Origin of the sequence: Thalassolituus sp. LLYu03, assembly GCF_050507655.1 — a bacterium.
In the GTDB taxonomy this organism is placed as follows: domain Bacteria; phylum Pseudomonadota; class Gammaproteobacteria; order Pseudomonadales; family Oceanobacteraceae; genus Venatoribacter.
This window is the reverse complement of the sequence record NZ_CP191496.1, coordinates 600,579-615,283: the sequence shown is the minus strand read 5'-3', so window position 1 is coordinate 615,283 and position 14,705 is coordinate 600,579. Positions and strand designations below refer to the sequence as shown.

The window sequence follows — 14,705 nt, the reverse complement described above, 5'->3', positions numbered from 1 at the left end:
CCTACCGAGAATACGGTTTTTATAGCCCAATTTAATTGGGCTCAGGCCCCGTCTGGCCGTTAAATCACGCACCGTTTCAAACCCGGATCCCGTCCATGCGTTCTAAGTCCCGCTCCACTCCCCGCCGCCCGTCCCACGGACGTCCACAAGCCCGTCATCCGCTGATTACCCTGTGGAGCCAGTGGTGTGCCATGGCACCCCGCCCGGCGCTGGATCGCTGGCTGCGCGGTCAGTTACGCAACCTCAACAGCGAAGGCCAGTGGACTCCGGCCCTGATCAGCCGCGCCATGGCCGATGCCCTGCGCTATCAGCAGCTGGCCTGCGCGCTGGAAGATGTGTACACCGGCCGTGCGCAACTGGTCTGGACCGAAGCCGACTGGGCCGAGTGGGACGGCCAATGGGCCGAACGCCGCCTGTCCGGTTTTCAGGCACAAACCCTGTGGAGCTGGATCGAACGCCGTGCCGGCGAACGCTGGGACTTCGCCCGCCTGCAAAAGGACGATCAGGACCGCAGCCGTCTGCTCAAGCAGGTGGCGTATCAGGCTGAACAGTCGCCGCTGTCGGCCCTCGGCCTGATGTGGCAGGGCGTACGCCCGCAGTGGCTGCCGCTGCTGCAGCAACGCGCCAGTGCCAGTCGCTGGGATCAGGAACAGCTGCTGCACTTTATCCGCCAGCAGAATCAGCTGCCGCCGCTGTGGCTGCGGGTAAACCCGCTGCGCCGCAACCCGCTGGCGCAGCCGGATGACGCACAGGCGCTGAAAGACATGCTGCAGAACCTGCGCGACGGCGGCATTAACGCCGCCATGGAAAAAGGCCATCTGGCCGCACGTGGCGGCAAAGGCGTCGACAGCAGCGAGCTGTACCGCAGCGGTCAGCTGGAAATTCAGGATCTGGCCAGCCAGCAGATTGCCGCCGCGCTGAACCCGCAACCGGGCGACAAAATCTGGGATGCCTGCGCCGGCGCCGGTGGCAAAACCCTCGCCCTTGCCGGTCCGATGAACAACAAAGGGGCGCTGGTCGCCACCGATCTGCATCAGTACAAGCTGGACGAACTCAAACGCCGCGCCAGCCGCGCCGGTGCACACAACGTGCGTACCTTCGTCTGGAACGGTACCGAAGCCCTGCGTCTGCCGCAGGAAATTGCCCGCAACGGCGGCTTCGACAAAGTGCTGGTCGACGCGCCCTGCAGTTCGGCCGGCACCTGGCGCCGCAACCCGGACGCCCGCTGGCGCTTCAGCGACGACGACACCGCCGACCTCAACGAACTGCAGCTGCGGCTGCTGTCACTGGCCGGTGAATCGGTCAAAGCCGGCGGTCTGCTGGTGTACGCCACCTGCAGTTGGGCGGTGGCCGAGAACGAAGATCTGGTGGCCCGCTTCCTCAGCAACAACCCGGCCTTCAGCGTTGGCGAGATGCGTCTGCTGGGTCTGCCGCAGGACGACAGCGACACCATGTTTGTGGCGTTACTGAACAAAGCTGAGGCAAACTGAGGCTCTGACCGGCCAACGGGAGACACCCGGTGAAAGTAAGGATACGGATTCGGGGACGCTTCTTCCGGCTGCTGACCAGACTGGTGCTGGTCAGCAGCGCAGCCATCTGCCCGGCCGTTGCGGCTGAACACAGCCAAAGCAGCATCACGGTCGGCGCCATGAGCAGCTTCCCGATGAACGACACCGGGCTTGCCATCCTCCGGCAACTGTACCAGCCGCTCGGCTACTCCGTGACGCTGGCCGAATATCCGGCCACCCGCTCACTGAGCCTGGCGTCGGCCGGCGAACTGGATGGCGAGCTGGCGCGCATCGCCGGCATCGAACACGATTACCCGCACCTGCTACCCGTCCCTGTGCCACTGCTGAATCTGCATCTGGTGGCGGTCAACACCCAGCAAGCACTGGCCCGCACCCCACTCACGTCCCTGAACGAATACCATCTGGGAGCCTATCTTGGCGCCATGGTCTACCAGCGTCTGAACCTGGCGCCCGGGCATCTTGAACAACCGCGCACCACGCAGCAGCTGCACCAGATGCTGGTCAGCGGGCGCATTGATTTCGCCATTGTGCCCGACACGCTGGCGCAGCGCTGGTTGCAGCAACGTGCCCAGAGCGGCAAGACGCGCCTGTATCTGCTGAACGAATCGCTGGGCGAATTTCCAGTGTATCACTATCTGCATGAACGCCACGCGGCGCTGATCCCCGCCCTCACGCAGGCGCTCAGACAACTGGCGAACAACGGCGAGCTGGCGCGTCTGCTAGACGAGTTTATCCGCCACAGCGATGCCCTGACGGACACCCGGACCAGCGCCGATTAATTGCGCTGTCATTCCACGACAGACTGCTAAACTTTCGCTATTGCTCTGCGGAAATTCACCATGAAGTCTTCTGTCGCGCTGTTACTGGCGCTCTTGATAAGCCCGCTGTCGCAGGCCGATGTAAAACCGGTGGCGCCGGCCGAAAAGCCAGAACCTCTGGTGATTGGCGCCATGGAGAAATACCCGCTGAACAGTCTGGGCGTGAACGTGCTGCGCGAAGCCTACGACCAGCTGAAGCTCACCTTCATCATTTCCGAATGGCCGTCGCCGCGTTCACTGGAGCTGGCCGATCTGGGTAAGCTGGATGCCGAAATGGGCCGCATCGACGCCGTTGAAAGCCGCTATTCCCATCTGCGCCGGGTGCCGGTTCCCCTGATTACGCTGGATATTGTGGCAGTGACCTCCACGCCGGAGCTGCAGAATGTGCCGCTGAATAAAATCGGCCAGTATCATCTGGGCATCACTCGCGGTATGTCGTTGTACAACCTGATGGATCAGCCGGTGAGCGCCGCCGAGCAACCCGGCACCGCCGGACAACTGCTGCGCATGGTGGTCAACAAGCGGGTCGATTTTGCGCTGGTGCCCTCCTCGGTTGCCCGCTGCTGGCAGGAGACCGTTGCCGTGCCTCTGTATGTCGTGCCCGACACGCTGGCCTCATTCCGCATTTACCACTACCTCAACCGCAAACACGAAAATCTGGTGCAGCCGCTGACGCAGGTGCTGCAACAGATGGAAGACAGCGGCCGGCTCGACACGATTAAAGAACGCTTTATGCATTCCCTCGTGCAGGAGCAAGCCTCGGCGCCGGATGGTGAAAAAGCGCACTGAGCGGCCGGCCAGCGCACAGACAGGCAAACGCCAGACATAAAAAAACCGCCGAAGGCGGTTTTTTTATGGGGCATCCACTCAGATGCAGAAGGATTTCAGCGGTGGGAAACCGTTGAATTCAATCGCGCTGTAGGTGGTGGTGTAGGCACCGGTCGAGAACCAGTACATACGGTCGCCAGCGGCCAGGTTCAGTGGCAGCTCGTATTTGTAGTCTTCGTACAGAATATCGGCGCTGTCACAGGTTGGGCCGGCCAGAATCACTTCTTCCAGCTCACCGGTTTTCTCCACGAACAGTGGGTACTTGATGGATTCGTCCATGGTCTCGATCAGACCACCGAATTTACCCACGTCGGTGAATACCCAGCGGTGCAGACCATAACGGTCTTTACGGCTGACCAGTACCACTTCGCTCACCAGAATACCGGCATTCGCCACCAGTGAACGGCCCGGTTCCAGAATGATTTCCGGCAGTTCGTCGCCGAAGTCTTCTTTCAGGAAACGGGTGATTTCCGCAGCGTAAGTCTGCAGGTCGTTGGTACGGCTGATGTAGTTGCCCGGGAAACCACCGCCCATGTTGATCATCTTCAGGGTAATGCCGTCTTCTTCTTTCAGACGCTCGAAGATTACCTTCACTTTGGCAATGGCGGAGTCCCACGCACCGATGTCACGCTGCTGAGAACCAACGTGGAAAGACACGCCGTACGGTTCCAGACCCAGATCGCGGGCCAGCAGGCACAGATCCATCGCCATGTCAGACTGACAACCAAACTTACGGGACAGAGGCCAGTCGGCAGTCTGTGAACCTTCGGTCAGGATGCGCACGTACACTTTGGAACCCGGAGCAGCCTTGGCGATGTTGCGCAGGTCGGCTTCGGAGTCGGTAGCGAACAGACGTACGCCTTTTTCATAGAAATAACGGATGTCGCGGGCTTTCTTAATGGTGTTACCGTAGCTTACACGGTCACCTGAAACACCCAACGCCATAACTTTGTCCAGCTCGTAGCGGGACGCCACGTCGAAGTTACAACCACGGTCGCGCAGAATGCTCAGCAGTTCCGGCATAGGGTTGGCTTTGATCGCGTAATAAGTCTTTGCATATGGGAAGCAATCCATCAGCTCGTCCAGCTGACGGGTAAACACTTTACTGTCGACGACCAGGCAAGGAGTTTCCTGTTTGTCGGCAAAGGATTTCAGACGGTTAAAAGTCTCGGCGTCGTAGTAGTCTTCAGGTTGAACAACCATTGGGCTCGCTACCTCCTTATCTCGGTAGTTGGGTATGTTATTGGTTTATTAGTTGGGTCTAAAAAGTCGCGCAAAGATAGGCTTATCTGCGTGAGTGTACAGTGATTTTTCCTTGTCCTAACGATCACTATATTCGATTGTAAATCACTTTCCGATCAGAAACTTTGCTCAAAGCCTGTCTGATTTTTCACAATGGCTCTGTGAGACACCACAAGCCCCGTCAGGGCCCGTTACATAAAAATACATCCAGCAACTCGAACAGCCGCACTAGTGGCCCCACAGCCCCTTGTGCTGGCTGAACAGTGAAATCAGTTTTTCGCCCTTACAATCAACAGTCCCCTCCGCTATCGTGGGCGCCAACTTAAATTGGTTATTGTCAGTATGCTCAGCTTGTTTGAACGTTTGGTGAATCCCTTCCCGCCCCAGCACCCGTCGCAGCCACCGGCCGGTCTGATGGCCTTCTGCCGCCATTACACCCGCGGGGTGGAAGTACCTCTGGTGGTGATGTCGTTGCTGACCGCCATGATGGCCATTCTGGAAGTGCAGTTGTTCGGTTTTATGGGCCAACTGGTCGACTTTCTGGTGCAGAAAAGCCCGGAGACCCTGCTGCAGGACGAAGGCCACCACCTGCTGATGATGGCCATCATGCTGCTGGTTGTACTGCCGGTGGTGGTGTTCCTGCATTCAGCGCTGGTGCACCAGACCCTGCTCGGCAACTACCCGATGAAAATCCGCTGGCAGGCCCACCGTTTCCTGCTGAACCAGAGCCTGGCCTTCTATCAGGATGACTTTGCCGGACGCGTCGCCACCAAGGTGATGCAGACGGCACTGGCCGTGCGCGAAACCGTGATGAAACTGATGGATCTGGCGGTTTATATTCTGGTGTATTTCGGCGCGGTGCTGGTCACCACCGCCGCAGCCGATTTCCGTCTGATGCTGCCCATGGCGGCGTGGATTCTGCTGTACATCGCCGTGCAGCTGTATTTTGTGCCGCGCCTGAAAAAGGTGGCCACCGAACAGGCCGACGCCCGCTCGACCATGACCGGCCGCATCGTCGACAGCTACACCAATATCCAGACAGTGAAACTCTTCTCCCACACTGACCGTGAAACCGAATACGCACGCGAATCGATGGAAGGCTTTATGCAGACCGTGTACCGCCAGATGCGTCTGGTGACCGGCCTGAACATGGCGGTCAGCGCCATTAACTACCTGCTGGTATTCACCGTCGCGGCGGTGTCTATCTGGCTGTGGATGCAGAACGACATTTCCACCGGCGCCATTGCCATCGCCATTGCACTGGCACTGCGCGTGAACGGCATGGCGCAGTGGATTATGTGGGAAGTGGGCGCCCTGTTTGAAAATCTGGGTACGGTCGTCGACGGCATGAACACCCTGACCAAAACCCCGGAAATTAAAGACGCCGACAACGCCGGCACGCTTGAGGTACAACAGGGGGACATCACCCTGGATCACGTACGCTTCCGTTACCGTGGCGCCGGCGAGCATCAGGACCGCGAAGTGTTCAGCGATCTGAACATCCATATTAAAGCCGGTGAAAAAGTCGGTCTGGTCGGCCGCTCCGGCGCCGGTAAATCGACGCTGGTGAATCTGCTGCTGCGTTTTTACGACATCGACAGCGGCCGCATTCTGATCGACGGTCAGGATATTAAAGGCGTGACTCAGGATTCCCTGCGCAAGCACATCGGCATGGTGACTCAGGACACCTCGCTGCTGCACCGCAGCGTGCGCGACAACGTGCTGTACGGCAATCCGTCTGCCAGTGACGAAGAGCTGCTGGCGGCCACCCACAAAGCCGAAGCCCACGACTTTATTCAGCAGCTGACCGATCCGCACGGCAACAGTGGCTACGATGCACAGGTCGGCGAGCGCGGTGTGAAATTATCCGGCGGTCAGCGCCAGCGTATTGCCATCGCCCGTGTGCTGTTAAAAGACGCACCTATCCTGATTCTCGACGAAGCCACCTCGGCACTGGATTCCGAAGTGGAAGCCGCGATTCAGGAAAGCCTGTACAAGCTGATGGAAAATAAAACGGTGATCGCCATTGCGCACCGCCTGTCGACCATCGCCGCCATGGACCGCCTGATCGTGCTCGACAACGGCCGTATTGCCGAACAGGGCACGCATCAGGAGCTGATTGCGCAGAGCGGTATTTATGCGCAGCTGTGGGCGCATCAGACCGGCGGCTTTATCGGCGAGGATTAATCCAGATTCGGCTCAGCCGGTCTTTGCGCCCACATGGGCACTCTGATCTATATAAGACCGGCGGCTTTATCGGCGAGGACTGAGAACGCCGGAAGCCGCTTCAGGCTTCAGGCTTCAGGCTTCAGGCTTCAGGCTTCAGGCTTCAGGCTTCAGGCTTCAGGCTTCAAGCTTCAAGCTTTAGACAGGCTAAACTAAGCAAGTGCTTTTAATACGGAGTCGTTATGCGTTTGTACATTTACCACCACTGCCCTTTTTGCCTGCGCGCGGTCATGGTGGCCAATTATAAAAATGTGGAACACGAAACCGTTTTCCTGCTGAACGACGACGAAGACACCTGCTACCGTCTGGTGAATGCCAAACAGGTACCGATTCTGGAACTGGCCGATGGCAGTGCCATGGCCGAAAGTCTGGATATCGCGCACAAGCTTGATGAACTGGGCGACGCACAGAAAATCATGCGCGCGGGGAATGGTGCCGATGCCTTCGTACAGGCCTTTTTCCGCACCGCCGCCGATGTTTACGCCCTGCTGTATCCGCGCTGCCTCGCACTCGGCTTACCTGAGTTTATGAGCGACGACGCCACCCATTATTTCCGCGTGAAAAAAGAAATCGCACTGGGCAAAGATTTCGCTCAGGCCATGCAAGACACGCCACGGCACATCGCCGCCGTGCAGGCCATGCTCAACGCCTTACCCAGCCCGGAACTTCCAGCGGATCATGGCAACACCCTGAGCTGGGACGATCTGCTGATCTTCCCGACGCTGCGTAATTTAACCATGGTCGATGGCCTGCAATTTCCGCCGGCGATCGCCGCCTATATGAATGCGATCAGCCTGCTGACCGATACCCAGCTGTACACAGATCAGGCGCTGTAAGCGCCTGCCGGTTTTCCTATTTAGTCCGGGCTTTGCCGGCGCGGATATACAGCGCAATACCGCCCAGCGTCAGCACCGACGCCACCATCAAACGCACACTCAGCAACTCACCCAATAACAGCACGCCCGCCAGCGCGGTAATCACAGGCACCGACAACTGCACCGTGGCGGCCGTGGCCGATTTCATGTGTGGCAGCACGGCATACCAGAGTGCGTACCCGGCGCCGGACGCCAGCGCGCCCGACAGCAGCGCGTAGACCAGACCATCCGCCGAACGCGACCAGTCGACCCAGGGCAGAACGGCCAATGCCAGCACAGATGCTCGCAGAAAATTGCCGGCGGTCGCAGCCGTCGGATCTGACGCGCCCCGCCCGCGCAGGGAATACACCCCCCAGGCCACACCGGCCAGTATCATCAGCGCCGCCGACAAAGCCCCCGGTGCTGTCGCACCCGGCAGCAACAGCCAGACAACACCGGCCAGCGCGAGCCCAAGGCCCGCCAGCTGCCATACGCCCGGCCGCTCACCGCGCACCAGCCCTACGCTGATCATGGACACCTGCACCGCTCCGAACAGCAACAGCGCGCCGGTCGCCGCACTCAGTTCGCGGTAGGCCAGGGAAAAGCCAGCGGCATAGGTCAGCAAGGCCAGCGCCGAAGGCCAGTTACCCGCTGTGCGCGACTGGCCGCTTTCTTTTGCAGAACGCACTCGCACCAGCAGCGCCAGAAATACAGCGCCGGCTAACAGCCGGACAAAGGTAAACAGCAGAGCGTCGGAGTCGGTCTGCGCCAGCGCCAGCCGGTTCAGCACAGAATTGGCAGCGAACGCCACCATGGTCAGGCAGGTGAGCAGAGCAAGACGGGTAAAGGGCATAGAGGCTCCGGCCGGAAGCGCGGGAACGAAGTGACTTCTGATTCCGCTGAGTGAGCCATTACTGTCGCCCCCGGCGGGCGGAAATTCAAGCGGGCAGCCGACGCTGCCCACGGCACTCATTGACGGGCATGAAGGTTAAATAAAATTAACGGAAAGAAGAACGGTCGGCGAACGGCTTAGGTTCTTTGTCTTTGCCGGCCAGACCATTGGCCATAGCAATTTTCTGATTTTTACGGCCCAGCAGTCGTGCCTGCACCCAACGTTCCCAGCGCAGGGCTTTCCAGGTATCGGCTTTCCAGGTTTTCTTGAATAAGTATTTGGTGGCCGCCACCGCGTCCGGTGATTTGCTGGCGATCACGTCGGCCAGCTTCTGCGCTTCCGCCAGCGGGTCGTCGGCCAGTTTACTGATCAGGCCGTATTCATACGCTTCGGTCGCCGGGAACTGGCGGCCGGTCATGGTCAGCTCCTGCGCGATGTCGATGCGGGTCAGGCGCGATAAGGTCACCATGCCGCTCATATCCGGAATCAGGCCCCACTTCATTTCCATGATCGACAGGTTCGCATCGGGTGTGGCGATGCGGTAGTCGCAGGCCAGCGCAATCTGTACGCCACCGCCGAAGCAGTTGCCGTGAATCGCGCAGATCACGGGCACCGGCAGGTCGCGCCAGCAATGGGCGATTTCCTGCGCGATGTTCTGTTTGGTCCACGGCAGCTTGAGAAAGATTTTAGGAATCATCGACGGGTTTTTGGCCACCGCCTTGAAGTCGAGACCGGCACAGAAAGAAGCACCGGCACCGGACAGAATCACCGCCCGCACGCGGCGGTCTTTGCGCAGTTTTTTCGCGGTGGCGATCATCTCGGTGAACATGGCCATGTCCAGACCGTTGAGTTTATCGGCACGGTTCATGGTGACGTAGGCGATGTGATTGCGTACTTCGCACAGCACGCGGGCGTCGTTTGACTGGCTCATGTGGGTTCCCCATTGTTTGCGCAGGATAATTCCACACTTACCGGGGACAAGCCATGATCATTTCACACGATTCAATGATCGGAATTTGCTGGGCAAAGCTGAGAAAGCGGCTGCGCCTTAAAACGCAAAACGGCCACACGAGGTGGCCGTTCTGTAGAATCCGTAAAAACCGGAATCAGAAACGTGCTGGACGAGACTGACGTGGACGGTCTTCACGTGGCTTGGCTTCGTTGATACGCAGCGCACGGCCATTGAATTCTTTGTTGTTCAGCGCTTCGATAGCGGCAGTCGCGGCAGCGTTGTCGTTCATTTCCACAAAGCCGAAGCCTTTGGAGCGCTGGGTTTCGCGATCAATTACAACGCTTGCGCGACGTACTTCACCGTATTGGGAGAACAGTGAAGACAGATCTTCATTTGTGGTGTTGTAAGACAGGTTGCCTACGTAGATATTCATATACCAATCCAGAAAACGGGTGTGACTTGTCGTAACCACTCCGCCGGCCGTCCAAATCACAAGAAGGACTGCGGAGGTGCATCGCGTTTTCAGGGAAACAAGTAAGGGGCTTTAGGGCCTCTGACGACCATCCGGCGCCGGCACGCTGTGCAGATTATGCACAGCGATTGATAAAGTCAAAGAAAGTTTGCAAACAGACGCAAGCAGACGCTTTTTACCGCAAAAAACCCGTTTTTAACGCCAAAAACGGGGTTCAACCACGCCTTTGGCCGCGGTCAGACCCAGCCCTGGGTATTGGCTTTCACCAGCGCCGTCATCATGGCGATGTGATCGGGCCGGACATTCAGACACGGGACGTAGTGGTAGTCGCGGCCGCCGTGATGCAGGAAGTGATCGCGGTTCTCGACCTTCAGTTCTTCCAGCGTTTCCAGACAGTCGGCACTGAACGCCGGACTGATCACATCCACCCGCCCGACACCGGCTTTACCCCAGGCTTCCAGCGTGGCATCGGTGTAGGGCTTCACCCACTCTTCACGGCCAAAGCGCGACTGAAATGAACACAGCCACTGGTCGTCGGCCAGACCCAGCTCGTCGGCCACGGCTTTGGCCGTCGCCCGGCACTGCGACGGGTACGGGTCGCCCTGACGCTCATAACGTTCCGGAATACCGTGAAACGACATCAGCAACCGGTCGCCGTTGCCGTGCTGAGCTCGGTATTCGCGTACCGAATCGGCCAGCGCCCGGATGTACTGCGGATGCACGTGGTAGTCATTAATGAAGCGCATCTGCGGCAGGTGCGGACAGGCTTTCAGGCCGGCAGCCAGACGGTCGAACACAGCGCCCGTGGTGGTCGCGGAATATTGCGGATACAAAGGCAGCACCAGCATGTTCTGCACACCGGCGGCGCGCAGCTCACGGCCGGCCTGTTCCATCGACGGCTCGCCATAGGTCATGGCCAGTGCCACCGGGATGTCGCAACCGAAGGTGTCGCTCAGCGCCTGCTGCAACGCCTGTTGCTGGGCTCTGGCAATGTTCATCAGCGGCGAACCGTCATCGGTCCACACCGACGCATAAGCACGGGCCACACGGGCCGGGCGGGTACGCAGAATGATGCCGTTCAGAATCAGCCACCACAGCGGACGCGGTGCATCCACCACCCGCTTGTCCCACAGAAACTCCGCCAGATACTTACGCACAGCCTGCGGGGTGGGTGCTTCGGGTGTGCCCAGATTGGCCAGCAAGACGCCAAAAGGAGGACGTTGTGCATCAGTCACCGCTGATATCTCCTGCGTTGTATAAGTTTTGCCTAAGTTTAATAGAACGCCCTGCACAGGTCATCCGCGCAGAATCAATGAAGCCGATAGCCAGCGTCTGTCGACAGTCAGCTTTGGCAGGGATCTTCTTTACATTGTCCAGTTAACAGACTGGACAAAATCTGGCCGCTCGGGCACCCTGCGCGCTCTTTTTGGCCCATTATTTACGGGCCGGAATTACACCGTGGAGCACTGTGATGACGTATTGTGTTGCGCTTAAAGTCCGTGACGGACTGGTTCTGACTTCTGATTCCCGCACCAACGCGGGTGTCGACCATATTGCCACCTTCCGCAAACTCCACGTGCTGGAAGTGCCGGGCGAGCGCGTGCTGTTTTTACAGAGTGCGGGCAATCTGGCCACCACTCAGAGTGTGATCAGCCTGCTGCAACACCAGATCAAAAGTGCCGAGCGCCACGTACTGAACGTGCCGACCGTGTTTGATGTGGCCGAACTGGTTGGCCGCACCATCCGTCAGATCATCCAGCGCGATTCCGGCCAGAATCAGGGCGTCGACTTCAGCTGCAATATGCTGGTCAGCGGTCAGATCAAAGGCGACGAACCCCGTCTGTACCACGTGTATTCGCAGGGCAACTTTATTGAAGCCTGTGAAGACACCCCGTACTTCCAGATTGGCGAGAGCAAATACGGCAAGCCGATCATCGACCGCATCATTAACTTCGATACGCCACTGGACCGCGTGCTGCAATGCGCGCTGATTTCCATGGATTCGACCCTGCGTTCGAACCTCTCTGTGGGTATGCCGCTGGACGTGATTTGCTACCGCACCGACGCGCTGGAAAATCCGGGCATTTCACGCATCGACGAAACCAACGAAAACTTCCTCAAACTGCGCGCCGCCTGGTCGGAAGGCATCCGTCAGCTGTTCGACGGCATTCCGCTGTACATGCAGAGCAAATAAAAGCGCCAGATACAAAAAAGCCCGGTTCATCCGGGCTTTTTCATATCTGGCGTTGACCGTCAGGAACGAATCAGTGACCACCACCGGCAGCGGACACCGTGCCCGGTTTCGGTGGACGGATCGCCAGCGAGGCCAGCGAGGCCACCAGCAACAGAATACCCACCAGAATAAAGGCTTCGTTATACGACATGATCATCGCCTGCTGGGTAATGTCCTGCATCAGCATGCCGTACGCCTGCTCTTCGTGGCCGCCGTTCTGTTCCAGCATCATGCCCATACGGTCAATGTATTCGGTCAGGGCGATACTGCCGTCGACCAGCGTTTCTTTCAGCTGCGACACATGAAAATCGGTACGGTCCGACAACAGGGTTGCCAGTAAGGCAATGCCCACCGCGCCGCCCAGATTGCGCATCACGTTGAACAAGGTCGACGCCGATGGTGTGTCTTTTAATTCCAGATTCGCCGCCGACATCATCGACAGGGGCACCATAATAAAGGGCTGCCCCAATGCGCGGACCAGCAGCGCCGGAATTAAATAGGCACCGTCGTAATCGGCACTCATGTGAATGTTCATGAACATGCTCATGCCCATCACAAAAAAGCCGAACGCCACCAGATATTTGGCGTGCACCACTTTCAGAATTTTCGGAATTAACGGAAAAAACGGCAACTGCGGAAAACCCACCCACATCAGCACCAGACCAATATCCAACGCGGTGTAGTTGTGCACCGACGCCAGATACAGAGGCACCAGATACACAGAGCCGAACAGACCACAGCCGAGCATAAAATAGGCAACGCACGACAAGGCGAAATCGCGGCTTCTGAACAGGCGCAGATTCACCAGCGGGTGATCCGTGGTCAGCTGCTTACGCACAAACAACGCCAGACTGACTAACGCAATGACTGCCAGCCAGCGGATGTACACCGCATCAAACCAGTCATCGCGCGCGCCTTCTTCCAGCATGATCTGCAACGCGCCCAAACCGAGCGCCATGGTGATCATGCCGAACAGGTCGATCTTTTTCAGCTCATTGTCATCGCCCTCAGTTTTATCCAGACCTTCGGCCAGCAGCCACAACACCACCACACCGGGAACGACGTTCAGATAAAAAATGTAATGCCAGCTGAAGGCTTCGGTCAGCCAGCCACCGAGGGTCGGGCCAATGGTCGGCGCAAAGGTCGCCGTCACACCAAACAGCGCCATCCCCACCGGACGTTTATCCAGCGGCAGAATGGTAATAATCAGGGTGAACGCCATCGGAATCAGCGCGCCGCCGGTAAAGCCCTGCAGCGCCCGGAAAACAATCATGGATTCCAGATTCCAGGCGAACGAACAGGCCAGCGAGGCCAGAATAAAACCGGCGCCGTTCCACAATAAATAACGGCGTGGCGATAACCAGGCTGCGAAGAAACCGGTGAGCGGAATGGCGATCATTTCCGCCACCAGATACGAGGTTGCAATCCACGAGGATTCTTCCAGCGTCGCCCCCAGCGCCGCCTGAATATCTTTCAGCGACGAGTTGGTGATCTGGATATCCAGAATCGCCATAAAGGCGCCCAGCAGAGCGCCGCCGACCGCCAGCCATTCGCGCCTTCCGACGCGCTGCTGTGACTGATCTGCCGTCATCGCCGCAGGGGTGGTCATTCAGTAAATACCGTCACTTCCAGTGACATACCCGGACGAATACCGGTCAGGTCCTGACCCTCGTCGAACAGAATTTTCACCGGAACACGCTGAATCACCTTAGTGAAATTGCCGGTGGCATTCTGCGGTGGCAGCAGCGCAAATTCAGAGCCTGTGGCGGCAAAGAAACTGTCGACATGGCCTTTAAAGGTTTTGCCTTTAATGGCATCGACCGAAATTTCGGCTTCGTCGCCGGCTTTCATAACCGCCACCTGAGTTTCTTTGTAGTTGGCGTAAATCCAGACCGGTTCGGTCACCAGACTCATCAGACGGATGCCCGGCTCAACGGACTGGCCCACCTGCACCTGACGGCTGGTCGCCACACCGGCGCGCGGCGCACGGATCTGGGTGTAACTCAGTTCCAGTTCGGCACGCGCTTCGGCGGCCTTCGCCTGTGCAAGTGCGGCTTCCATCAGCGGGCGTTCGCCGGCGATGGTCACCAGATTGGCCTGCTGGGCGCTCTGCTGCGCTTTGGCCTGATTCAGGCGCGCCGCAGCGGCGGCTTTGTTCAGCTCGGCCGCATCCAGATCGTCCTGCGCCACGTATTGCTTGCCCTGCAGCTGCAACAGACGGTCGGTCTGCTGCACGGTACGGCGCCATTCAGCATCGGCCGCGGCCACGCTGGCCTGGGCGGCAGACACCTGCGCTTTCTGCGCGTTTTCACGATCGGACAGATGGTTCAGACTGGCTTCCGCCTGCGCACGCACCGCGCGGGCTTCGCCCAGACGGGTCTGATACACGGCCGGGTCCAGTTCCAGCAACACATCGCCCTGCTGCACCAGACGGTTCGCCGGGGCCGGGGTTGCCAGCAGGGTGCCCGCTACCCGGCTCATCACCGGCAGAATATCCGCCTTCACATAGGCGTTGTCTGTATCCTCACGTCCCTGATGCCATAACCACCAGATGCCACCACCGACAACCACCAGAGATAAAACCGCGATCAGCTTGTGTTGCTTGGTCATACCGAAAACCATAACCACAGAAAAAGGGAGCTCAGTCTAACGACAATGT

Annotated in this window: 13 protein-coding genes; 6 read left to right on the top strand and 7 right to left on the bottom strand. The window is 58.6% G+C overall.

Annotation, left to right across the window (positions count from 1 at the left end):
* Positions 1-95 precede the first annotated feature (95 nt).
* Genes ACQUQU_RS02950 through ACQUQU_RS02940 form a run of 3 tightly spaced genes read left to right on the top strand, consistent with a single transcriptional unit; the run spans position 96 to position 3,136 of the window.
* Positions 96-1,490 (top strand): RsmB/NOP family class I SAM-dependent RNA methyltransferase, encoded by a 1,395-nt coding sequence (locus ACQUQU_RS02950; protein WP_430461760.1) that lies wholly within the window; start codon positions 96-98, stop codon positions 1,488-1,490.
* A gap of 29 nt (positions 1,491-1,519) precedes the next feature.
* Positions 1,520-2,308, top strand: coding sequence for a substrate-binding periplasmic protein (locus ACQUQU_RS02945; RefSeq protein WP_430461759.1), 789 nt, complete (start codon positions 1,520-1,522; stop codon positions 2,306-2,308).
* Positions 2,309-2,368: 60 nt separating this feature from the next.
* The gene (locus tag ACQUQU_RS02940; RefSeq protein WP_430461758.1) at positions 2,369-3,136 is read left to right on the top strand and encodes a hypothetical protein; all 768 of its coding nucleotides are present in this window, start codon (positions 2,369-2,371) and stop codon (positions 3,134-3,136) included.
* A gap of 78 nt (positions 3,137-3,214) precedes the next feature.
* Here ACQUQU_RS02940 and ACQUQU_RS02935 read toward each other — a convergent pair whose 3' ends face one another.
* Positions 3,215-4,378: a type III PLP-dependent enzyme gene (locus ACQUQU_RS02935; RefSeq protein ID WP_430461757.1), complete on the bottom strand. Its 1,164-nt coding sequence runs from the start codon at positions 4,376-4,378 to the stop codon at positions 3,215-3,217.
* Between the two features lie 381 nt (positions 4,379-4,759).
* Between ACQUQU_RS02935 and ACQUQU_RS02930 the strand changes: the two genes are divergently transcribed.
* Positions 4,760-6,604 (top strand): ABC transporter ATP-binding protein, encoded by a 1,845-nt coding sequence (locus ACQUQU_RS02930; RefSeq protein WP_430461756.1) that lies wholly within the window; start codon positions 4,760-4,762, stop codon positions 6,602-6,604.
* A 221-nt stretch (positions 6,605-6,825) separates the two neighbouring features.
* On the top strand, positions 6,826-7,479 hold the full coding sequence (gene grxB, locus ACQUQU_RS02925) for a glutaredoxin 2 (protein WP_430461755.1): 654 nt from the start codon (positions 6,826-6,828) through the stop codon (positions 7,477-7,479).
* A 16-nt stretch (positions 7,480-7,495) separates the two neighbouring features.
* Here grxB and ACQUQU_RS02920 read toward each other — a convergent pair whose 3' ends face one another.
* The 4 genes from ACQUQU_RS02920 to hemH all read right to left on the bottom strand — a co-directional run bounded on the left by ACQUQU_RS02920 (position 7,496) and on the right by hemH (position 11,048).
* Entirely contained in the window at positions 7,496-8,350 is an 855-nt protein-coding gene (locus tag ACQUQU_RS02920) for a DMT family transporter (protein WP_430461754.1), read from the bottom strand.
* A 145-nt stretch (positions 8,351-8,495) separates the two neighbouring features.
* The gene (locus ACQUQU_RS02915) at positions 8,496-9,320 is read right to left on the bottom strand and encodes a crotonase/enoyl-CoA hydratase family protein (protein ID WP_430461753.1); all 825 of its coding nucleotides are present in this window, start codon (positions 9,318-9,320) and stop codon (positions 8,496-8,498) included.
* 175 nt (positions 9,321-9,495) lie between these two features.
* Positions 9,496-9,774, bottom strand: coding sequence for an RNA recognition motif domain-containing protein (locus tag ACQUQU_RS02910; RefSeq protein ID WP_430461752.1), 279 nt, complete (start codon positions 9,772-9,774; stop codon positions 9,496-9,498).
* A 275-nt stretch (positions 9,775-10,049) separates the two neighbouring features.
* The gene (gene hemH, locus ACQUQU_RS02905) at positions 10,050-11,048 is read right to left on the bottom strand and encodes a ferrochelatase (RefSeq protein WP_430461751.1); all 999 of its coding nucleotides are present in this window, start codon (positions 11,046-11,048) and stop codon (positions 10,050-10,052) included.
* A gap of 236 nt (positions 11,049-11,284) precedes the next feature.
* On the opposite strand from hemH, the gene ACQUQU_RS02900 reads away from it, so the two are divergent.
* Positions 11,285-12,007 (top strand): peptidase, encoded by a 723-nt coding sequence (locus ACQUQU_RS02900; RefSeq protein ID WP_430461750.1) that lies wholly within the window; start codon positions 11,285-11,287, stop codon positions 12,005-12,007.
* Positions 12,008-12,077: 70 nt separating this feature from the next.
* Here ACQUQU_RS02900 and ACQUQU_RS02895 read toward each other — a convergent pair whose 3' ends face one another.
* Together ACQUQU_RS02895 and ACQUQU_RS02890 are read right to left on the bottom strand one after the other, a co-directional pair.
* Positions 12,078-13,655, bottom strand: coding sequence for a DHA2 family efflux MFS transporter permease subunit (locus ACQUQU_RS02895; RefSeq protein WP_430461749.1), 1,578 nt, complete (start codon positions 13,653-13,655; stop codon positions 12,078-12,080).
* Complete coding sequence (locus tag ACQUQU_RS02890; protein ID WP_430461748.1) at positions 13,652-14,656, bottom strand: HlyD family secretion protein; 1,005 nt, start codon at positions 14,654-14,656, stop codon at positions 13,652-13,654. The genes ACQUQU_RS02895 and ACQUQU_RS02890 overlap by 4 nt, the downstream gene beginning before the upstream one ends.
* Positions 14,657-14,705 lie beyond the last annotated feature (49 nt).